Source organism: Tistlia consotensis USBA 355 (assembly GCF_900177295.1).
GTDB lineage: Bacteria > Pseudomonadota > Alphaproteobacteria > Kiloniellales > DSM-21159 > Tistlia > Tistlia consotensis.
The window spans coordinates 160,350-179,698 of sequence record NZ_FWZX01000005.1; the positions used below are offsets into that span (position 1 = coordinate 160,350).

Annotated in this window: 19 protein-coding genes; 9 read left to right on the forward strand and 10 right to left on the reverse strand. The window is 72.1% G+C overall.

What is annotated here, in order from left to right; genetic code table 11:
* Nucleotides 1-24 precede the first annotated feature (24 nt).
* The 4 genes from aptA to B9O00_RS09125 form a co-directional block, all read right to left on the reverse strand.
* Nucleotides 25-1,353: an omega-aminotransferase AptA gene (aptA, locus tag B9O00_RS09110; RefSeq protein ID WP_085122160.1), complete on the reverse strand. Its 1,329-nt coding sequence runs from the start codon at nt 1,351-1,353 to the stop codon at nt 25-27.
* A 61-nt stretch (nt 1,354-1,414) separates the two neighbouring features.
* Nucleotides 1,415-2,074 (reverse strand): HAD hydrolase-like protein, encoded by a 660-nt coding sequence (locus tag B9O00_RS09115; RefSeq protein ID WP_085122161.1) that lies wholly within the window; start codon nt 2,072-2,074, stop codon nt 1,415-1,417.
* A 4-nt stretch (nt 2,075-2,078) separates the two neighbouring features.
* Complete coding sequence (locus B9O00_RS09120; protein WP_085122162.1) at nt 2,079-2,942, reverse strand: alpha/beta fold hydrolase; 864 nt, start codon at nt 2,940-2,942, stop codon at nt 2,079-2,081.
* Between the two features lie 164 nt (nt 2,943-3,106).
* Complete coding sequence (locus B9O00_RS09125) at nt 3,107-3,841, reverse strand: aldolase (protein WP_085122163.1); 735 nt, start codon at nt 3,839-3,841, stop codon at nt 3,107-3,109.
* A 138-nt stretch (nt 3,842-3,979) separates the two neighbouring features.
* On the opposite strand from B9O00_RS09125, the gene B9O00_RS09130 reads away from it, so the two are divergent.
* From B9O00_RS09130 to B9O00_RS32415, 7 genes are all read left to right on the forward strand, one after another.
* Nucleotides 3,980-5,230 (forward strand): cytochrome P450, encoded by a 1,251-nt coding sequence (locus B9O00_RS09130; protein ID WP_200808447.1) that lies wholly within the window; start codon nt 3,980-3,982, stop codon nt 5,228-5,230.
* Nucleotides 5,231-5,489: 259 nt separating this feature from the next.
* Entirely contained in the window at nt 5,490-6,515 is a 1,026-nt protein-coding gene (locus tag B9O00_RS09135) for a TRAP transporter substrate-binding protein (RefSeq protein WP_085122165.1), read from the forward strand.
* A 5-nt stretch (nt 6,516-6,520) separates the two neighbouring features.
* Entirely contained in the window at nt 6,521-7,024 is a 504-nt protein-coding gene (locus B9O00_RS09140; RefSeq protein ID WP_085122166.1) for a TRAP transporter small permease, read from the forward strand.
* Nucleotides 7,021-8,337 carry a TRAP transporter large permease gene (locus tag B9O00_RS09145; protein ID WP_085122167.1) on the forward strand — a complete coding sequence of 439 codons (1,317 nt, stop codon included), beginning with the start codon at nt 7,021-7,023 and terminating at the stop codon, nt 8,335-8,337. Before B9O00_RS09140 ends, B9O00_RS09145 begins: the two co-directional genes overlap by 4 nt.
* Before the next feature lie 311 nt (nt 8,338-8,648).
* Complete coding sequence (locus B9O00_RS09150) at nt 8,649-9,758, forward strand: S-(hydroxymethyl)glutathione dehydrogenase/class III alcohol dehydrogenase (protein ID WP_085122168.1); 1,110 nt, start codon at nt 8,649-8,651, stop codon at nt 9,756-9,758.
* Nucleotides 9,758-10,615 (forward strand): S-formylglutathione hydrolase, encoded by an 858-nt coding sequence (fghA, locus tag B9O00_RS09155; RefSeq protein WP_085122169.1) that lies wholly within the window; start codon nt 9,758-9,760, stop codon nt 10,613-10,615. Before B9O00_RS09150 ends, fghA begins: the two co-directional genes overlap by 1 nt.
* A 109-nt stretch (nt 10,616-10,724) precedes the next feature.
* On the forward strand, nt 10,725-10,910 hold the full coding sequence (locus tag B9O00_RS32415; RefSeq protein ID WP_143596186.1) for a hypothetical protein: 186 nt from the start codon (nt 10,725-10,727) through the stop codon (nt 10,908-10,910).
* A gap of 83 nt (nt 10,911-10,993) precedes the next feature.
* Here B9O00_RS32415 and B9O00_RS09160 read toward each other — a convergent pair whose 3' ends face one another.
* The 4 genes from B9O00_RS09160 to B9O00_RS09175 form a co-directional block, all read right to left on the reverse strand.
* Nucleotides 10,994-11,470, reverse strand: a complete 477-nt coding sequence (locus B9O00_RS09160) for a putative pterin-binding protein (protein WP_085122170.1) — start codon at nt 11,468-11,470, stop codon at nt 10,994-10,996.
* A 119-nt stretch (nt 11,471-11,589) separates the two neighbouring features.
* Nucleotides 11,590-12,246: a NeuD/PglB/VioB family sugar acetyltransferase gene (locus B9O00_RS09165; RefSeq protein ID WP_085122171.1), complete on the reverse strand. Its 657-nt coding sequence runs from the start codon at nt 12,244-12,246 to the stop codon at nt 11,590-11,592.
* The gene (locus B9O00_RS09170; RefSeq protein ID WP_085122172.1) at nt 12,243-13,598 is read right to left on the reverse strand and encodes a phenylacetate--CoA ligase family protein; all 1,356 of its coding nucleotides are present in this window, start codon (nt 13,596-13,598) and stop codon (nt 12,243-12,245) included. The genes B9O00_RS09165 and B9O00_RS09170 overlap by 4 nt, the downstream gene beginning before the upstream one ends.
* Nucleotides 13,599-13,641: 43 nt before the next feature.
* Nucleotides 13,642-14,751 carry a DegT/DnrJ/EryC1/StrS family aminotransferase gene (locus B9O00_RS09175; RefSeq protein ID WP_085122173.1) on the reverse strand — a complete coding sequence of 370 codons (1,110 nt, stop codon included), beginning with the start codon at nt 14,749-14,751 and terminating at the stop codon, nt 13,642-13,644.
* Nucleotides 14,752-14,841: 90 nt separating this feature from the next.
* On the opposite strand from B9O00_RS09175, the gene B9O00_RS09180 reads away from it, so the two are divergent.
* Nucleotides 14,842-16,680 carry a tetratricopeptide repeat protein gene (locus B9O00_RS09180; RefSeq protein ID WP_159460154.1) on the forward strand — a complete coding sequence of 613 codons (1,839 nt, stop codon included), beginning with the start codon at nt 14,842-14,844 and terminating at the stop codon, nt 16,678-16,680.
* A 19-nt stretch (nt 16,681-16,699) separates the two neighbouring features.
* On the opposite strand, the gene B9O00_RS09185 is transcribed toward B9O00_RS09180, so the two are convergent.
* On the reverse strand, nt 16,700-18,079 hold the full coding sequence (locus tag B9O00_RS09185) for an aminotransferase-like domain-containing protein (protein ID WP_085122175.1): 1,380 nt from the start codon (nt 18,077-18,079) through the stop codon (nt 16,700-16,702).
* Between the two features lie 82 nt (nt 18,080-18,161).
* Here B9O00_RS09185 and B9O00_RS09190 point away from each other — a divergent pair, with 82 nt between their 5' ends.
* Nucleotides 18,162-18,632 carry a DUF983 domain-containing protein gene (locus tag B9O00_RS09190; protein WP_085122176.1) on the forward strand — a complete coding sequence of 157 codons (471 nt, stop codon included), beginning with the start codon at nt 18,162-18,164 and terminating at the stop codon, nt 18,630-18,632.
* Nucleotides 18,633-18,657: 25 nt separating this feature from the next.
* Here the strand turns inward: B9O00_RS09190 and B9O00_RS09195 are convergent, their stop codons facing one another.
* Nucleotides 18,658-19,317, reverse strand: coding sequence for a LysE family translocator (locus tag B9O00_RS09195; protein WP_200808448.1), 660 nt, complete (start codon nt 19,315-19,317; stop codon nt 18,658-18,660).
* Nucleotides 19,318-19,349 lie beyond the last annotated feature (32 nt).

Below are 19,349 nucleotides of genomic sequence, written 5' to 3' on the forward strand. Positions count from 1 at the left end.
CCGCAGGTTGGCGTCGGCGGCCTGCTAGAGATCCGCCCGGCCCAACACCTTCTGCAGGACCTCGAGCATGCGGTCGAGGTCGGCCTCCTCGACGACCAGGGCCGGGGCGAAGATCAGGGCATCGCCGGTCGCCTTGACGTGCAGGCCGGCGTCGAACAGCGCACGCTGCGCCCGGCTGCCCTTCTCGCCCGGCACGGCGCCCGGACGCAGCTGGATGCCGGCCATCATGCCGTAGCCGCGCAGGTCGGCGACCTGGGCCAGGTTGCGCAGGCCGAAGACGCCGTCGAGGAAGCGGTCGCTCATCGCCTGGCCGCGCTCGAACAGGCCCTCGTCGCGATAGATCGAGAGCGCCGCCAGGCCGGCAGCGCAGGCGACCGGGTGGGCCGAGTAGGTGTAGCCGTGGAAGAACTCCGGCCGGTCGCCCCTGGCGGCCTCGATGATGGTCTGCTGGATCCCGGTCTTGCAGGCGACGGCGCTCATCGGGATGGTGCCGTTGGTCAGCGCCTTGGCCATGGTCATGACGTCGGGGGTGACGCCGAACTCCTGGCCGGCGAAGGGCGCGCCGAGCCGGCCGAAGCCGGTGATCACCTCGTCGAAGACCAGCAGGATGCCGTGGGCGTCGCAGATCGCGCGCAGCCGCTCCAGGTAGCCCTTGGGCGGCACGATGGTGCCGATCGAGCCGGCGACCGGCTCGACGAAGACCGCGGCGATGGTGTCGCCGCCGTAGGTCCTGCAGATCTCCTCCAGGTCCTCGGCCTTGTCCAGGCCGGTCTCGGGCTGGCCGCGGCTGTAGCGCTGCTCCTCGCTCCAGGTGTGGCGCATGTGCGAGACGGCGCAGGTGACGCCGGAGAAGTCGCGGCGGTTGGCGACCATGCCGGCCAGCGAGGTGCCGCCCAGGTTGACGCCGTGGTAGGCCCACTGGCGCGACACGAAGCGGCTGCGCTGGCCCTCGCCGCGCGACCGGTGGTAGGCGAGGCAGAGCTTGAGCGCCGTGTCGACCGCCTCGGAGCCGGAGCCGCCGAAGAACACCCGGTCGAGCCCCGCCGGCAGCAGCCCGGCCAGCGCCGTCGCGAACTCGAAGGAGATCGGCGCCGCGCGCTGGAAGTGCGGCGTGTAGTCCAGGGTCATGAGCTGGCGGTGCACCGCGTCGGCGATCTCCGGCCGGCCGTGGCCGGCGGCGCAGCAGAACAGCCCCGACGAGCCGTCCAGCACCTCGCGGCCGTCGTGGGTCCAGTAGCGCACGCCCTCGGCCTTGGCGAAGACCTGCGGCTCCTGGCGGAACAGCCGGTTGTTGGTGAAGGGCAGCCAGTGATGGTCCATCACCGGCAGGGTCGACTGGAGAGGCTGGTCCATCGGCGGGCTCCTGGCTGCGACGTGCGATCGCACCCTTGCTAAGGCCGCCGCCGCCGCCGCCCTAGATCCAGCCGGATTTTTCCGATGGTGCCAGGAGCCCTGCCAGCGCCGGTACCGTGGCCGCAAGCGCGTCGGCCCCTGCGGCGCGCAGCTCGGCCTCCGAGCCGTAGCCGTAGAGCACGCCGATCGAGGCCAGGCCGTTGGCCTTGGCCCCCGCCACGTCGTGGGAGCGGTCGCCGATCATGACCGCGCCGGCCGAGGCAGCGCCGGTCTCGGCCAGGGCATGGGCCAGCAGCGCCGCCTTGTTCGCGAGGCGCCCGTCGAGCTCGCTGCCGAAGGCCCGCTCGAAGAAGCCGTCCAGCTCGAAATGCGCCAGGATGCGTTCGGCATAGGGCCGCGGCTTGCTGGTCGCGAGGAACAGGCGCCGCCCCTGTGCCCCGAGCTCGGCCAGCAGCTCGGCGATGCCCGGATAGACCGCGTTCTCGTAGAGCCCGACCGTGCCGAAGCGCTCGCGGAAGTGCGCCAGCGCCCGCGCGCCCAGCTCCGGGCTGCCGCAGAGGCTGGCCAGGCTGTCGTGCAGCGGCGGCCCGATGCACCAGGTGAGATCCTCGGCCTCCGGCACCGGCAGCGCCAGGCAGCCGAGCGCGTGCCGGATGCAGCCGACGATGCCGGGCTTCGGGTCGGTCAGCGTCCCGTCGAGGTCGAAGAACAGGCTCTCCACCGCCTCAGGCCCAGCCGATCCGCGCGAAGAAGCCGCCGATCTCCGCCGCCGCCCGGTCCGGGTCCTCGCGGTGGGCGAAGTGCCCGACGCCCGGGAAGGGCGCCAGGTCGAGGTCGCTGAAGCTCTCGCCCAGGCGGTCGGTCCAGGCGTAGGGGAAGATCGGATCGTGCTCGGCCCAGCGCACGCAGGTCGGCAGGTCGATCGGCGGCAGCGCCGGCGCCTCGCCCTTCATCATGGCGATGCGCGGCGCGTGGCTGGCCCGGTAGTGGGCGAAGCCACCGGCGAGGTTGCCGGGCTTGAGGAAGTTGTCGACCCAGGCCTCGAGCACCGGCTCGAAGGCCGCCTTGCGGTGGGCCCAGTGGCTCAGGAAGTGGCCGATGTAGGCCCGGCAGGTCTCGCGGCTGGCGCCGACCAGGGCCGGCGCGAAGGGCATCTGGTTGAAGGACTGGTACCAGATCTCGTTGAGCCGCTCGGGCTCCGCCATGCGGCCACCGATGCCGGGATGGACGAAGCCGAAGAAGAACAGGCCGGCGAGCCGCTCCGGGACCTGGCGCGCCAGCGGCAGCATGACACCGCCGCCGACGTCGTGGCCGACGACCCCGACCTTCTCCAGCCCCAGGGCCTCGAGCAGCGCCGCCAGGTCCGCGGCATGGTCGGCCGGCCCGAACGGCCCGTCCGGCTTGTCGCTGTCGCCGAAGCCGCGCAGGTCCGGCGCGATCAGCGTGTGGCGCTCCGCGAGCCGCTGCATCACCGGCTCCCAGGTCAGCCAGAACTCCGGCCAGCCGTGGAGCAGCAGCAGCGGCGCGCCCCGCCCGGTCCTGGCGACGTGGAAGGCGGCGCCGTTGGCGCGGACGGTCAGGTGCTCCACCAAAGGCCTCCTATCGAATCCCCTCTCCGCCCCCTTCGGGGGGAGAGGGTCAGGGAGAGGTGGGGTCGGCCGGAACGGAGAGGCCGGCACAGGCTTCAGGGTCGGTCCCCACCTCTCCCCGGCCCTCTCCCCCCTGAAGGGCGGAGAGGGAGATTCTTGGCGACCTACCCCCGCCAGCCGGGCGCCTCGGCGTCGAGCACGGCCTTCAGGCCGTCGAAATGCTTGGCCGCGTAGGTGGCGGTGGGACCGCCGTCGATGTCGGCCTTGGCCTTGCCGGCGACGTTGTCGCCGATCCGGCGCAGCGGCTTGCCGGTCGAGAGCGCCAGCACCTGCAGCTCGCAGGCGCGCTCCAGGTAGTAGAGGTCGTCGAAGGCCCTGGCGATCGACTCGCCGACCACGATGACGCCGTGGTTGCCGAGGAACAGCACCTTCTTGTCGCCCAGGCAGGCGGCCATGCGCGCACCCTCGGCGGCGTCCTCGGCGAGGCCGTTGTAGTCCCAGTCGTAGGCGACGTCGTTCCAGAAGCGCAGCGCGTTCTGGCTGATCGGCTCCAGCTCCGTCTCCTCGACGCAGCAGAGCGCCGTCGCGTAGGGCATATGGGTGTGCAGCACGGCGTGGGCGCGCGGGTTGGCGCGGTGGATCGCGCCGTGGATCGTGAAGGCGGTCAGCTCGGCCTGGCTCCTGCCCTCGACGGTGCGCCCCTCGCCGTCGATCAACAGGATGTCGTCCGGCGTCATCTGCGACCAGTGCACCCCGTGCGGGTTCAGCAGGTAGCGGTCGCTCATCCCCGGCACGGCGAAGGAGAAGTGGTTGCAGACCCCCTCGTTGAAGCCGAAGCGCGCGGCGAGGCGGAGCGAGGCGGCAAGGTCGACCTTGGCCTGGTGGATGAGGTTTTCCATGGCCCTGGAGATTAGTCGGCCGCGGCGATTGACCGCAAGGCCGGGGGCCGGGATGATGCCGCCGGACAGCCATGACGCGCCCGCAGAGGCGCGCGGGGCGAGGAAACGACGCGAGACGGGGAGAAGGCGATGTCGGCCGTGGCGGCTGGGCGAGCCGGCGAGGCAGGCGGCCGGGACGAGGCGCTGGTCCGCGGCTTCGACCTCAGGAAGGTCGGGCCGGATTTCCTGGAGAATCCCTATCCGACCTACCACGCGCTGCGCCGGCTCTCGCCGGTGCACCGCTGCCCGGACGGCAGCCTGTTCCTGACCCGCTGGGACGACCTCAACCGGGTCTACCGGGACCACGAGGGCTTCTCCTCGGACAAGACCGTCGAGTTCCGGCCGAAGTACGGCGACAGCCCGCTCTACCGCCACCACACCACCAGCCTGGTGTTCAACGACCCGCCGAAGCACAGCCGGGTGCGCCGGCTGCTGGCACCGGCCTTCACGCCGCGCGCCCTCAGGCTGCTGGAGGCGCGCTTCGTCGCGCTGGTCGACGGCCTGCTCGACAAGGCCGAGGCGCGCGGCGGCATGGACGTGGTGACCGACTACGCGGCCAGCCTGCCGGTGCAGATCATCGGCGATATGCTGGGCGTGCCGGAGGCCGAGCGCGGCCCCCTGCGCGACTGGTCGCTGGCGATCCTCGGCGCCCTGGAGCCGCTGCCGAGCCAGGCGGCGCTCGACTGGGGCAACCGCTCGGTCACGGAGTTCTCCGACTACCTGGCCGGCCACGTCGCGCGCTACCGCCGGGGCGGCCTCGCCGAGGGCGGCGAGGTGCTGGGGCTGCTGGTCGACGGCGAGGTGGAAGGCGAGAGATTGAGCGACGAGGAGCTGGTGCAGAACTGCATCTTCCTGCTCAACGCCGGCCACGAGACCACGACCAACCTGATCGGCAACGGCGTCGCCGCCCTGCTCGGGCATCCCGGCGAACTGGCCCGGCTGCGCGCCGAGCCGTCGCTGATCGAGAGCGCCGTCGAGGAGTTCCTGCGCTTCGAGAGCTCGAACCAGCTCGGCAACCGCCGGGCGGTGACGGACGCCGAGGTCGGCGGCGTGGCGGTGCCCGCCGGCACCCTGGTGACGCTCTGCATCGGCGCCGCCAACCGCGACCCGGCGCAGTTCGCCGAGCCGGACCGCCTGGACGTCGCGCGCCGGCCGAACCGGCACCTCGCCTTCGGCGGCGGCATCCACGCCTGCGCCGGCATGACCCTGGCGCGCCTGGAGGGCAGGATCGCCATCGGCCGCCTGCTCGCCCGCGTCCCCTCCTTCCGCCCGGCCGGCCCCTTCACCCGCGGCGGCCGGGCCCGGTTCCGGGGCTTCCTGTCCTATCCCGTGACTTTCGGGGAAACGTGAGGAATGTAACACATAATGCTGTTATATATAAATTTCTTCCACTCCCCCTCATTCGTCATCCCCGCGAAAGCGGGGATCCAGAGGAAAGCGCCGCCCGCGCAAACCGGGCGGGCCGTTCCCCGGCTTCGTCGTCTTCTGGATCCCCGCCTTCGCGGGGATGACGAATCAAGGAGGCGATGACACGGGAAGAGGCGCGAGCGACGAGGAAGCGACGGGCACGACGAAGAACAACGAACCAACCAAGCAGGGAGGACACCCGATGTTGCGCAGAACCCTGGCCCTGGCGGCGGCCGCCGGGCTGACGCTGGGCGCCGCGGCGGCGGCCCAGGCGGCCGAGATCAACCTCAAGCTCAGCCACTTCCTGCCGCCGGTCCACGGCATCCACACCGACTTCATCGAGCCCTGGGCGCACGACCTGGAGGCCTGCAGCAACGGCAAGGTGCACGTCGACATCTATCCGGGCGGCACGCAGCTCGGCAACGTCGCCAAGCAGCAGGAGCAGGTGCTGGCCGGCGTCGTCGACATCGCCCACGGCCTGACCGGCATCCCGCGCGGCCGCTTCCCGCGCACCTCGGTGATCGACCTGCCCTTCCTGACTGAGAGCGCGGACGCCGCGACCCGCACGCTCTGGAAGCTCTATCCCGAGTACCTGAAGCCCGAATACAAGGGCCTGCACGTGCTGGCGCTGCACGCCCACAACGGCGGCCTGATCCACACGCGCGACAAGCAGGTCAAGACGATGGACGACCTCAAGGGCCTGCGCATCCGCACGCCCTCGCCGGCCATCTCGATGATGCTGGAGGCGCTCGGCGCGGTGCCCCAGGGCATGCCGCCGGGCCAGGTCTACGAGGCGCTGCAGAAGGGCGTCATCGACGGCACGGTCTTCCCCTGGGACCCGGTCAAGTCGTTCCGTCTCGCCGAGGTGCTGAAGTACCACCTCGACGCCCGGGTCTACACCGTCTCGTTCTTCTTCGTGATGAACCAGAAGCGCTACGACTCGCTGCCCGACGACGTCAGGGCCTGCGTCGACAAGCTGTCCGGCGACAACCTGATCCCGAAGTTCGGCCCCTGGTGGGACAAGTGGGACGCGCCGGGCAAGGCCGCCGCCGAGGAGCGCGGCAACGTCATCACCAAGCTGTCGGACGCCGAGCGCGCGCGCTGGCGCGAGGCCCTGCAGCCGATGATCGACGCCTACCTCAAGCAGCTCGAGGACCAGGGCGTCGAGAACGCGCGGGAGATCTACGCCAAGGCCCAGGCCTACACGGCGGAGTTCGAGAAGAAGTAGGGACGGTGCAGGCGGTCCCCTCCCCCCTGCCCCTCGCCCGCCTCGTCGCCCGCGGCGTCGCCCTCGTCGGCCTCGCCGCGCTCGGCGTCGCGGTCGGGGTGACGCTGCTCGACATCGCGCTGTCGCTAGGCGAGAGCGGCATCGCCGGCGAGGTCGACATCGTGCAGCTCTGCGTCATGGCCGGCGCCTGGCTGGCCATGCCGCTGGCCTTCCTGGACGATGCCCACGTCTCGGTCGACCTGCTGAGCGGCCGCCTGCCGCACCGGGCCGGGCTCGCGCTCAAGGGCTTCGGCGAGCTGCTCTCGGTCGCGCTGATGGCCCTGGTGCTGCGCTACGGCTGGGACACCGCGCAGCAGCAGCTGACGTTCGGCGACGTCAGCCAGGAAATCGGCATCCCGATCATCTGGTACTGGGCGCCGCTGCTGGCCGGCGCCGCGCTCTCGATCCTGGCGGCCCTGCTTGTCGCGCTCGCCGACCTCGCGGCTGCCCTGAAAGGAGCGCCGCGATGAGCCCGCCGCTGCTCGGTCTCGCCGGCTTCGGCGTCACCCTCCTGCTGATCCTGCTGCGCGTGCCGGTCGCCGTCGCCATGGGCCTGACCGGGGTCGCCGGCTTCGCGCTGCTCAACGGCTGGCCGGGCGCCGCCTTCACGCTCGGCTCGGCGCCCTTCGAGAGCGTCTTCCCCTACAGCCTGTCGGTCGTGCCGCTGTTCGTCGCGATGGGCGTCTTCGCGGCACGCGCGGGCCTGAGCCAGTCGCTCTACGGCGCGGTCAACGCCTTCGTCGGCCACCGGCGCGGCGGCCTCGCCATGGCGACGATCGGCGCCTGCGCCCTGTTCGGCGCGATCTGCGGCTCCAGCCTGGCGACTGCGGCGACCATGGGCCAGGTCGCGCTGCCCGAGATGCGCCGTCACGGCTACGACGACCGCCTGGCCAGCGCCGCGATCGCCGCCGGCGGCACGCTCGGCGTGCTGATCCCGCCCTCGATCCTGCTGGTGCTCTACGGCCTGCTGACCGAGACCTCGATCGGCGCGCTCTTCGTCGGCGCGCTGATCCCGGGCCTGGTCTCGACCCTGCTCTACATGGCCGCCGTGGTCGTGCAGACCCGCCGCCATCCCGAGCTGGGACCGGCCGGCGAGCGCCAGTCCTGGCGCCGGCGCGGCCGCGCGGTCGCCCGGATCTGGGAGGTCGCGCTGCTGTTCGCGCTGGTCATTGGCGGCATCTACTTCGGCCTGTTCTCGCCGACCGAGGCGGCGGCGGTCGGCGCCGCCGGCGCCTTCCTCTTCGCCCTGCTCGGGCGCGGAGAGGGCCGCAGGAACCGGGCGCGCGACCTGCTGGGCGCCGCCTTCGAGACGGCGCGCACCACCGGCATGATCTTCCTGATCCTGGTCGGCGCGGGCCTGTTCAACTACTTCGTCGAGACCTCGAACCTGCCGCAGCTGCTGGTCGGCTGGGCCCAGGCCGCCGGCCTGCCGGCCTTCGCCGTGCTGCTGCTGGTCATGCTCTTCTACCTGGTGCTCGGCTGCTTCATGGACGCGCTCTCCATGATCCTGCTGACCATCCCCTTCATCTTCCCGCTGATCCAGGCGCTCGGCTTCGACGCGGTCTGGTTCGGCATCCTGGTGGTCACGGTCGCCGAGATCGGGCTGATCACGCCGCCGGTCGGCATGAACCTCTTCGTCATCCAGGGCGTCGTGCCGGGCCTGCGGCAGGAGACCATCGTACGCGGCATCCTGCCCTTCCTGGTCGCCGACCTGGTGCGCCTCGTCCTGCTACTGCTGATCCCGGCCCTGGTGCTGTTCCTGCCGGGGCAGATGGGCCACTGAAACGGCGGCTCAGCCGCGTCCCGCCGCATCTCTCCCGAAGGCCGAATCACAGGAAAAGCCGGACCCCTCACGGTAGTCCTCCCGAGGTGGGCGTCACAGTGCCGCGCGGCGACGGGCCCGGCGGCCGGTCGGGCGGCGGTCCCTGCGTCGGGCGGCTGCACGGCGGGCCCCGGGGGCGGTTTTGCGGCCCGGCAGGGTCATAACCTTGGGTTGCTTCGACTGCAGCCAGGCAGTTGCCCGGCGCCGCGCGCGCTGTCAGGATGCGGCTTCGTCAGCCAGAAACGCCAAGCAACCCGAGGGAGGATCCGGTTATGGACGTGCGTGCCGCCGTGGCGCTGGAAGCGGGCAAGCCGCTGTCGATCGAGACGGTCCAGCTGGAGGGTCCCAAGGCCGGGGAAGTGCTGATCGAGGTCAAGGCGACCGGCATCTGCCACACCGACGCCTTCACCCTGTCGGGCGACGACCCCGAGGGCCTGTTCCCCGCGATCCTCGGCCACGAGGGCGCGGGCGTCGTCGTCGACGTCGGGCCGGGCGTCAAGTCGGTCAGGAAGGGCGACCACGTGATCCCGCTCTACACCCCGGAGTGCCGGGAGTGCGAGTACTGCCTCAACCCCAAGACCAACCTCTGCCAGGCGATCCGCACGACCCAGGGCAAGGGCCTGATGCCGGACGGCACCAGCCGCTTCTCGATGAACGGCAAGCCGGTGCTGCACTACATGGGCTGCTCGACCTTCGCGAACTTCACGGTGCTGCCGGAGATCGCGGTCGCCAAGGTCCGCGAGGACGCGCCCTTCGACAAGATCTGCTACATCGGCTGCGGCGTCACCACCGGCGTCGGCGCCGTGGTCAACACCGCCAAGGTCGAGCCGGGCTCGAACGTCGTGGTCTTCGGCCTCGGCGGCATCGGCCTCAACGTCATCCAGGGCGCCCGCCTGGTCGGCGCCAACATGATCATCGGCGTCGACCTCAACAACGCGCGCAAGCCGCTGGCCGAGAAGTTCGGCATGACCCACTTCGTCAACCCGAAGGAGGTCGGCGGCGACATCGTCGCGCACCTGGTCGAGCTGACCAAGGGCGGCGCCGACTACTCCTTCGAGTGCATCGGCAACGTCAAGACCATGCGGCAGGCCCTGGAGTGCTGCCACAAGGGCTGGGGCACCTCGATCATCATCGGCGTCGCCGGCGCCGGCCAGGAGATCTCGACCCGCCCCTTCCAGCTGGTCACCGGGCGCAACTGGCGCGGCACCGCCTTCGGCGGCGCGCGCGGCCGCACCGACGTGCCGAAGATCGTCGACTGGTACATGGACGGCAAGATCAACATCGACGACCTGATCACCCACACCATGCCGCTCGACAAGATCAACGAAGGCTTCGACCTGATGCACGAGGGCAAGTCGATCCGCAGCGTGGTGATCTACTGATGGAGCTGGAGACGGTCTCGAAGAACCGCTGCTTCGGCGGGACCCAGGGCGTCTACCGGCACGACAGCAAGGCCTGCAACGGCCCGATGAAGCTGGCCGTCTACCTGCCGCCCCAGGCCGAGCAGGCCGAGAGGGATGGACGGCGGCTGCCGGTCCTCACCTGGCTGTCGGGCCTGACCTGCACCGAGGAGAACTTCACGGTCAAGGCCGGTGCCCAGCGCGTCGCCGCCGAGCTCGGCCTGATCGTCGTCGCGCCGGACACCAGCCCGCGCGGCCAGAACATCCCCGGCGAGGACGAGAGCTACGACTTCGGCAGCGGCGCCGGCTTCTACCTGGATGCGACCCGGGAGCCCTGGTCGAAGGCCTACAACATGTACTCCTACGTCACGCGGGAGTTGCAGGCCCTGGTCGCCGAGCGCTTCCCGGTCGACACGGCCCGCCAGGGCATCATGGGCCATTCGATGGGCGGCCACGGGGCGCTGACGATCCACCTGAAGAACCCGGGGACCTACCGCTCCTGCTCGGCCTTCTCGCCGATCGTGGCGCCGAGCCAGGTGCCCTGGGGCCACAAGGCCTTCGGCGGCTACCTCGGCGAGGACCGGGCGGCCTGGCGGCAGTACGACGCGACCGAGCTGGTCCGCGAGCGGCCCTCGAAGGCGACGATCCTGATCGACCAGGGCGAGGCCGACAACTTCCTGTCGGAGCAGCTCAGGCCCGAGCTCTTCGCCGAGGCCGCGCGCCGGGCCGGCCAGCCCTTCGAGCTGCGCCTGCAGCCCGGCTACGACCATTCCTACTTCTTCATCGCGAGCTTCATCGAGGACCACCTGCGCCACCATGCCGCGGCCCTGAAGGGCTAAAACGCAGGAAATCCAGGGCCTTCCGGCGACCTTCGCAAGTTTTCGGTCAGGTTCGGACGCTATCCTTCAGGTGGTGGGAAACGCCCACCAACCTGAAAAGGAGACCACGATGCAGGTAGGATCGATGGGTTCGCACGTCGGCAGCGTGCAGACCGCGCACACCGCCGCCCCCGAAGCTGCGGAGCGGGGTCCCGACCACGACGGCGACAGCGACGACACGGCGGCGAGCGCCGTTCAGAGGTCGCTGCCGGCACCGGCGGCGGGCCGCGGCACCGCCGTCGACCTGGTCGCCTGAGGCCGCGTTCGGCCGAAAGCCGATCGAGACTGGCCGCGCCCGCTTGCCGGGCGCGGCCTGTTTTTCGCGCCGACGCCGGCCGGCTACTTCACGACCAGCTTGTCGAGGGCCCAGACCGAGCGGTCGACGTACTGCTGGGCGTCGTAGCCGGCGTCGTAGGGATAGACGATCCAGAAGGGCCCCTTGTCCTTCGGCAGCGGCTTGCCGTCCATCTGGTCGGCGATCAGCATCGGCGTCGTCTCGAAGTCGTCGAGGGGGATCTCGATGGTGTAGCCGTCCAGGGCGTGGGCCTCGACCATCGTGCCGGCGGCGCCGAGCGAGCGCATCAGCGCCTGGCCCATGACGCCGCGGAAGGTCGCCTTGCCCTGGGTCCACTGGGTGGTGGTGGTGAACTCGCCGCGCGGCAGCTTGTCGAGCTCCTCCCGGGTCAGGGTGCATGGGCCGGCGACGATGTTGCCCTCCACGGTCAGGCTCTGGGCCCGCGCGCTGCCGGGCAGCAGGGCCGGCGCCGCGACGAGCAGCAGGAGGGCGGCGAAGACGGACGGAAGGCGGCGCGGCATCGACGAAAGCTCCGGCAGTTTTACCCGTGGGCCGGAAGGTGAGCCGAAGGCCCGACAGGGTCAAGCCGCGTCGAGGTCCCGCTTCTTGACGAAGTGTGAACGCTATCGGCGAACCGCGCTCAGGCGGCGCGCTCGCGGCGCTTGACGACCTTCGCCGGGTTGCCGAGCGCGACGACGTCGGCCGGCAGGTCCCGGGTCACCGTCGAGCCGGCGCCGACCACCGAGCGGGCGCCGATGCGCACGTCGGGCACGACGATGGCGCCGAGCCCCAGGAAGCACTCCGCCTCGCAGACGACACGGCCGCCGAGATGGCAGCCGGGCGCCAGGAAGACGCCGTCCCCGAGCCGGTCGTCGTGGCCGATGGTGCAGTCCCAGTCGACCAGGACGCAGCGCCCAAGGCTGGCGTTCGGGTTGACCACCGACTTGCCGAGCAGGATCGAGCCGGCGCCGATCTCGGCGTAGAGCGAGACCCTGTTGCTGGGATGGACCAGGGTCGCGAGGCCGCCGCCGAGCCGCTCGACCCGGGCGGCGTAGGCCAGGCGCCGGCCGCCCTCGCCGACGCTCGGCGCGAAGCGGTGCGCCGCCACGAAGGCCGGGTCGTCGAGCAGCGCCTCGCCGCCCAGCACCGGGCAGTCGTTGACGATCTCGCCGGCCGGCCGGCGCGTGTCGAGGAAGCCGGCGACGGCGAGGCCGAGGTCGCGGCAGGTCTCCAGCACGCAGCGCCCCTCGCCGGTGCCGATGATGACGATCGGCCGGCCGTCCGCCGCGCCGCTCACGCCGCGGCTCCCGAGAGCGCCGGCCGCCGGTCGATCACGCGGCGCGCCTTGAAGGCGGTGCGGTCGAAGGTCTGCTCGGGCACCAGCCGGGCCGGCACGCGGATCCCGAAGGCGGCGCGCAGGGCCGCCTCGACCTCGGCCTGGAGCGCCGGGTTGCCGGGCTCCCCGGCCTCGACCTCGACCGAGATCTCGTCGAGCTCGGCCGGCCGCTCCAGGTGGATGCGGAACTCCGTGCCGGTGCCCGGCACGCCGCGCAGCACGTCCTCGACGGCCGAGGGGAAGATCTTGACGCCGCGCACGACCAGCAGATCGTCGAGCCGGCCGATAATGCCGTGCGGCAGGCGCGGATAGGTCCGGCCGCAGGCGCAGGGCTCGTCGGTCATCAGGGTCTCGTCGCCGGGGAAGTAGCGGATCATCGGCTGCGCCCGGCGCCAGAGCTGGGTGTAGACGACCGCGCCCTTGCTGCCCATCGGCACCGCCTCGTTGGGCGCGTCGGCGCGCACCACCTCGGTGTAGTCGATGTCGAGGTAGGTGTGCATGCCGGTGCGGTGCTCGCACTCCATGTTGGTGCAGGGATGGACCTCGGCGACGTTGCCGAAGTCGATCGCCTTGAGGCCCCAGCCCTGCTCGAGCCGGCGCTTGACCGCGGGCACGCCGCCGCCCGGCTCGCCGCCGAAGAAGCCGAGGCGCAGGCTCGAGGCCGCCGGGTCCTCGCCCAGGGCCCTGGCGCGCTCCAGCAGGTGCAGGGTGAAGGAGGGCGTCGCGCAGATCACGCTGGCGCCGACCCGCTTCATCAGCAGCAGCTGGCGGTCGCTCTCGCCGCCGCCGACCGGCAGGACCTTGGCGCCGATCGTCTCGGCCGCGCCGAGCAGGCCCCAGCCGCCGACGAAGAGGCTGAGCGGGAAGGACATCTGGACGATGTCATGGGGCCGCATGCCGGCTGCCCAGACCTGCATCGCCTGGGCCTGGGAGACGTGCTCCCAGTCGTCCCTGGTGATCGCGAAGAGCGTCGGCTGGCCGGTCGTGCCGCTGGTGCCCTGGATGCGCATGACCTCGGCGAAGTCGACGCCGAGGTAGTTGCCGAAGGGCGGGTGCGCCTCCTGGCTCTCGCGCAGCATCGCCTTGGTGACGACCGGCACCTTCTCGGTGAAGTCCTCGAGCCGGCGCACCTGCTCGGGCCGGAAGCCGCGGCGGTCGTAGAGCTCCCGGTAGAAGGGGATGCGGTGGTAGGCGTAGTCGAGCTGGTGGCGAATCCGCTCCAGGATCACCCGGCGGCGCGCCTCGGGCGCCAGGGTCTCGCGCTCCTCGTCCCAGAAACGCCGATAGCCGTCGGCGCCGATCGTTCCCGCCATGCCGTCTCAGATCCTCAGCGCAACAGATTGGACAATTTCGAGTTCAGGCAGCGACCCGGCGCTGCGCACGACCCAGCGCCGCCGCGACCCGCTCGACCTCGGCCTCGCCCATGTCGAGGTGGAACGGCAGCCCGAGGCTGCGCTCGGCGAGGCTCTCGGTGAACGGCAGGGCGGCGCGCGGGCAGTCGCGGAACGGCGGATGTCGGTGGCAGCCGCTGCCCCACCAGAACTGGCTGCCGATGCCCTGGTCGGCCAGGTCCTCGGCCATGTCCGCGGCGTCGCCGCGGCCGGTCACCATCATCGTCGAGGCGGCGACGCCGGACAGGCCCGGCGCGAACTGCAGCCCGCGCAGGCCGCCCAGGGCCTTCTCGTAGAGCCGGCGCAGGGCGATCCAGGCCTCGCGCGTCTCCGGCCAGGCGTCGAGCGCGGCGAGGCCGACGGCGGCGGCATACTCCGACAGCTTGGCGTTGGTCGCGTCGACCGTGGCGAGGCGCTCGCCGCGGAAGCCGAAGCGGCTGCGCGCGCCGATCTCGGCCGAGAGCGCGGCATCCTCGGTGACGATCAGGCCGCCCTCGCCGATGCCCAGCGCCTTGGTCGCGTGCAGGCTGACCATCGCCGGCACGCGGCCAGGCTTCAGGCTGTCGAAGCCGGCAGCGGCGTCGACCACCACCGCCAGCCCGCTGGCCTCCTGGAAGCGGTCCCAGGCGCCGAGGTCGAGGGGCGCGCCGAAGGGCGCGACCACCGCGACGGCGCCGACGGGACCCGGCGCGCCGGCGGCCTGCAGCAGCGCGCTGGTCGGCGACAGCGCCCAGGTCTCGGGCTCGACGTCGACGAAGAAGGGCTTGAGGCCGGCCTGACGCACCGCGTGGGCGGTCGCGACGAAGGTCCAGGACGGCATCAGGCAGTAGGAGCCGGCGGGCGGCCGCTGGGCCTGCAGGGCCAGGGTCAGGCCGAGCGTGCCGTTCGCCGTCAGGGTGACGCAGTCGGGCTCGAGGCCGAAGTGCGCGGCCATGCGCTGGCGCAGCTTGTTGTGCAGCGGTCCGGCGTTGGTGTACCAGCCGGCCTCGTCGATGCGCTTCAGCCAGGGCAGCAGGGCCTCCGCGCGCGGCAGGCGCGGTCTCAGGACGGGCAGGTCGATGCAGGCATCGCTCATGGGGCAACAGCCTGACATAACAGGCTTAATCGCCGGTTAAAATGCGCCCGCCTTTACCGATCGTTCAGCATGATCCGGCTAGAAGCCGGCATGGCCACTGCCGAACAGACCTTCTTCAAGGCCGTCGAGCGCCAGCAGCTCGGTGATCTTCCCGGCGCCGAAAAGCTCTATCGGCGGGTCCTCAAGCAGCATCCCGACCATCCGGCGGTGCTCAACAACCTCGCCGTCCTGCTCAAGGCGCTCGACCGGCGCGAGGCCGCCGAACGCGCGCTGGAGCGGGCCCTGAGGACCAGCCCCGACCATGCCGACGCCTGGAACAACCTGGGCACGCTGCGCGAGGAAGGCGGCCGGGACGACGAGGCGCTGGCGGCCTACGAGCGGGTGCTGGCCCTCCAGCCCGACCATGCCGACGCGCTCGGCAACCACGCCGACCTGCTGCGCCGCCGCGGCCGTTTCGCCGAGGCCCTGGCCGGCCTGCGCCGCGCCGTCGCCGCCAACCCGGCCGGCGCGCGCAACTGGGAGCGGCTGGGCGATGCCCTGCAGGCCGAGGGCAGCCTCGCCGAGGCCGAGGAGGCCTACCGACGCTCCTTCCAACTGCAGCCGCGCGACGCGCTGCGCATCAAGCACGGCCTGATGCTGCCGCCGGTCTACCGCTCCGAGGCCGACCTGGAGAGCCACCGGCAGCGCTTCCTGGCCTCTCTCGACAGCCTGCTCGGCGAGCGCCTGACGGTCGCCGACCCGCTCGCCGAGCTCGCGGAGCTGCCCTTCTACCTCGCCTTCCAGGGCCGCGACGAGCGCGAGACCCAAGCCAGGCTCGGCCGCCTGTTCGGCGGGCTGCTGCCCGCCGAGGCGCCGGCGCCGCGACCGAACGCCGGCACCCGGCCGCGCATCGGCCTGCTGTCGAGCCACTGGCAGGGCCATTCGGTCGGCAGCTGCTATCGCGGCACCGCGGCGGCCCTGGCCGAGGCCGGGCTGGAGGTGCTGCGGTTCGACAGCGGCCGGGCCGCCGCCGGCGACACCCTGCCCCTGCCCCGCGATCTCGCAGCGGCCCGGCGCCGGATCGCCGAAGCCCGGCTCGACGCCCTGATCTACACCGACCTCGGCTTCGATCCCTTCAGCTACTTCCTGTCGTTCAGCCGCCTGGCGCCGCTGCAGCTGGTGCTGAACGGCCACCCGATGACCAGCGGCGTGCCGGCGCTCGACCTCTTCGTCACCGCCGAGCCGCTGTGCGGCCCCGGCTTCGACGAGGGCTTCACCGAGCGCCTGGTGACCCTGCCCTGGGTGCCCGGCGTGTTCGAGGAGCCCGCCGCGCCGCCGCCGCCCGCGGATCGCGAAGCCCTGGGCCTGCCGGCGGCCGCGCGGCTCTACTGCTGCCCGATGATGCTGTTCAAGCTGCACCCGGCCATGGACGAGGCCTTCGCCGGCATCCTCGCGGCCGATCCCGAGGCCCTGGTCCTGCTGGTCGAGGACCGCTACAGCCCGAAGCTGGGCGAAGCCCTGCGCGCCCGCTTCGCCGAGAGCCTCGGCAGCCTCGCGGCCCGGGTCCGCTTCCTGCCCTACCAGGGCGGCCGGGCCTTCCCGGCCCTGCTGCAGGCCTGCGACGTGCTGCTCGATTCCTTCCCCTTCGGCGGCGGCACGACCAGCCTCGCCGCGCTCGCCGTCGGGCGCCCGCCGGTCACGCTGGAGGGGCCGCTGACGCGCAGCCGCAGCACCGCCGGCTTCTATCGGGCCATGGGCTTTGCCGGCCCGGTCGCCCACGATGTCGAGGACTACGTGCGCCAGGCCGTGGCGCTGGCCGGCGATCCGGCGCTGCGGCAGGCCCGGGCCGAGGAGATCGCTGCGAAGCGCCCGGTGCTCTACGGCAACCGCCGCGGCGCCGAGGCCCTGGCCGAGCTGCTGCTGCGCGAGGCGGGCCGGGCCGCCGCCTAGGGCCCGGACGGACCGCCCTCTAGACGAAGCCGCCCCGGCGCGAGGCCCCGCCCCCGAGGATCGCGGCCACGCGCTCGATCGCGCGGCGCAGGCGGTCGTGGTCGAGCGCGCCGCCGATCGAGATCCGCACGGCCTCGAGCGGATCGCCGCTGCGCACCGCGAAGGCGCTGCCCGAGACGATCGAGAGGCCGAGGGGACGGACGGCGGCGACGAGCTCGGCCGCGCCCGCGCCGTCCCGCAGCGGCAGCCAGAGATGATAGCCTTCCGGATGGGCCGCGTAGTCGGCGCCCGGCAGATGGCGGGCGACGATGCGTTGCCGGGCGACGGCCTCGGCCCGGATCGCCGCGACCAGCTGCTCGAGCGTGCCGTCCCGCATCCAGCCGGTCACCAGCGCGGCGTTCAGGGGCGGCGCCATGACCGCCGTCTCCTGGACGTCGGCGGCGAGGCGCCAGGCCTGCTGGGCCGAGGGCGCCCGGACGTGGGCGACCCGCAGGACCGGCGAGACGATCTTCGACAGGCTGGCGATGTGCCAGGTCAGCTCGGGGGCGAGCCGGGCCAGGCACGGCAGCGGCGCCGAGGGAAGCTGCCCGTAGGCGTCGTCCTCGACGATCGCCAGGCCGTGCCGGCGCGCCACGGCCGCGATCGCGCGGCGGCGCTCCAGCGTCGTCGTCGCGGTCGTCGGATTGTCGTTGGTCGGCACGATGTAGAGGGCCCTGGCGGCAGGCACGATCGCCGCCTCCAGCGCGTCCGGATCGAGGCCCTCGCCGTCGCCCTCGACCGGGACGACGGCGAGCGAGAAGCGCGCAGCGAGCGCCAGGAGCCCGGGATAGACGTGGCGCCCCGCATAGAGCACGTCGCCCGGCCTCGCGATGCCGGCGAGGATCGCATGCAGGGCGTTCTGCCCGCCGGCCGCGATCACGACCTCGTCCTCCGAGGTGGCGACGCCGCGCCCGGAGAACCGCGCCGCCGCCTCGGCCCTGTCGTGAAGATTGCCGCCGTTCGGCTGATATTGCAGCAGCGGCGACTGCCCGCCGACCCGCAGCAGCTTCGCCGTGCCGGTCCGGATCGCCTCTTCCAGCAGCGCGAAGCCCGGCTGCGGCGGCATGTTCATGCCGCTCTCGGCCGCGCCGTCGTCCAGCCGCGCCAGCGCGCCCGCGTCGTTGCGCACGTAGGTGCCGAGCCGCCCCGCGCCCTCGACCCAGCCGGCATCGCGGAGGAGGCCGATGGCTCGGGTCACCGTCGTCAGGTCGACCGCGAGCCGCCGGGCCAGCTCGCGCTGCGACGGCAGGCGCTCGCCGGGACGCAGGACGCCGGAGCGGACCGCCCGCTCGATGGCATCGGCGATCGCCAGGTACTTCGGGCCGGGCTCCTCGGCCAGGAAGGGAAGCCAGCTTTGCATGGATATGGCCCCCGATATGTCTGGCTAAATAATCCGTACAAATAACCTACATAAGCCGAAACGTCTCAAGGAATCCTGCGACATGGACAACGTGATCGGCGGCTCCCGAGCCAGCGGCGCCCGGGTGAACGATATCCTGGCGAACGATATCCCGGCGAACGATATCCCGGCGAGCGACACCCAGGGCGACTGGCCCGTTCTGAAGCCCGTCAGAACCGGCATCCGCGGACGCTGTCCGCGCTGCGGCCAGGGCCATCTGTTCCACGGCTTCCTGACGCTCCGCGACGGCTGCGAGGTCTGCGGCCTGAGCTACGCCTTCGCCGATCCCGCCGACGGGCCGGCCTTCTTCGTGCAGTGCTTCGGCTGCGTGCCGGTGGTGATCTTCGCGCTGGTTCTGCAGGTGCAGGCCGATCCGCCCTTCTGGGTCCACCTGGTGACCAGCCTGCCGCTGGCGCTCGTGACCTGCGTGCTGCCGCTGCGGCCGCTCAAGGGCTGGCTGACCTGCAGCCAGTACTTCTTCAAGGCCGGCGAAGGTCGCCTGGCGAGCGACTGAGCCGCCGCGCGCCGGTCTCGCCGCCTCAGGGTCGCTCCGTCGCGATGCGCAGGCCGAGGCCGATCAGGACGGCGCCGGTCGCGCCCTCCAGCAGCCGCCGGACCGGCGGGCGGCGCAGCAGGTCGCCGACCCGGGCGACCGCCAGGGTGTAGGCCGCCAGCCACAGCAGGGTCATGAGCGCGAACAGCAGGCCGAGGGCCGCCAGGTCCTCGAAGCGTGCCGGTCCGCCGGGCCCCGCCGGGGCGAACTGCGGCAGCAGGCTGGTGAAGAAGGCCGCCATCTTCGGGTTCCCGAGGTCGCTGACCACCCCCTGGCGGAAGGCCGCGCGCGCCGGCAGGCGCGCCGCCCGGCCGCCCTCGGCCGCCTGCCCGCCGACCCCCGCCGACGGCCGCCAGGCCTCCCTCAGCGCTTGCAGGCCGAGCAGCACGAGGTAGGCGGCACCGGCGTACTTCACCGCCAGGAACAGCGGCTCCGAGGCGACGAGCAGCGCGGCGATGCCGGCACTCGTGGCGAGCGCCCAGACCGACTGCCCGGTCGAGACGCCGAGCGCGGTCGCCAGCCCACCGGCGCGACCGCCCGCCAGGGTGTTGCGGATCGTGACGGCCGTGTCCGGCCCGGGCGTCACGATGACCAGCGCCGCTATGCCGAGAAAGGCGGTCAGCGGCCCGCTCAGCTGCTCGATCACGTTCCTTCTCCCGTTTGCTCGGCCGTGGACAG

What these genes read in the sequence shown, in the direction of transcription:
- fghA (WP_085122169.1), top strand. Translation starts at nt 9,758, where the DNA reads ATGGAGCTGGAGACGGTCTCGAAGAACCGCTGCTTCGGCGGGACCCAG.
- B9O00_RS09125 (WP_085122163.1), bottom strand. Translation starts at nt 3,841, where the DNA reads ATGGAAAACCTCATCCACCAGGCCAAGGTCGACCTTGCCGCCTCGCTC.
- B9O00_RS09185 (WP_085122175.1), bottom strand. Translation starts at nt 18,079, where the DNA reads ATGCAAAGCTGGCTTCCCTTCCTGGCCGAGGAGCCCGGCCCGAAGTAC.
- B9O00_RS09175 (WP_085122173.1), bottom strand. Translation starts at nt 14,751, where the DNA reads ATGAGCGATGCCTGCATCGACCTGCCCGTCCTGAGACCGCGCCTGCCG.
- B9O00_RS09150 (WP_085122168.1), top strand. Translation starts at nt 8,649, where the DNA reads ATGGACGTGCGTGCCGCCGTGGCGCTGGAAGCGGGCAAGCCGCTGTCG.
- aptA (WP_085122160.1), bottom strand. Translation starts at nt 1,353, where the DNA reads ATGGACCAGCCTCTCCAGTCGACCCTGCCGGTGATGGACCATCACTGG.
- B9O00_RS09135 (WP_085122165.1), top strand. Translation starts at nt 5,490, where the DNA reads ATGTTGCGCAGAACCCTGGCCCTGGCGGCGGCCGCCGGGCTGACGCTG.
- B9O00_RS09145 (WP_085122167.1), top strand. Translation starts at nt 7,021, where the DNA reads ATGAGCCCGCCGCTGCTCGGTCTCGCCGGCTTCGGCGTCACCCTCCTG.
- B9O00_RS09190 (WP_085122176.1), top strand. Translation starts at nt 18,162, where the DNA reads ATGGACAACGTGATCGGCGGCTCCCGAGCCAGCGGCGCCCGGGTGAAC.
- B9O00_RS32415 (WP_143596186.1), top strand. Translation starts at nt 10,725, where the DNA reads ATGCAGGTAGGATCGATGGGTTCGCACGTCGGCAGCGTGCAGACCGCG.
- B9O00_RS09180 (WP_159460154.1), top strand. Translation starts at nt 14,842, where the DNA reads ATGGCCACTGCCGAACAGACCTTCTTCAAGGCCGTCGAGCGCCAGCAG.
- B9O00_RS09170 (WP_085122172.1), bottom strand. Translation starts at nt 13,598, where the DNA reads ATGGCGGGAACGATCGGCGCCGACGGCTATCGGCGTTTCTGGGACGAG.
- B9O00_RS09160 (WP_085122170.1), bottom strand. Translation starts at nt 11,470, where the DNA reads ATGCCGCGCCGCCTTCCGTCCGTCTTCGCCGCCCTCCTGCTGCTCGTC.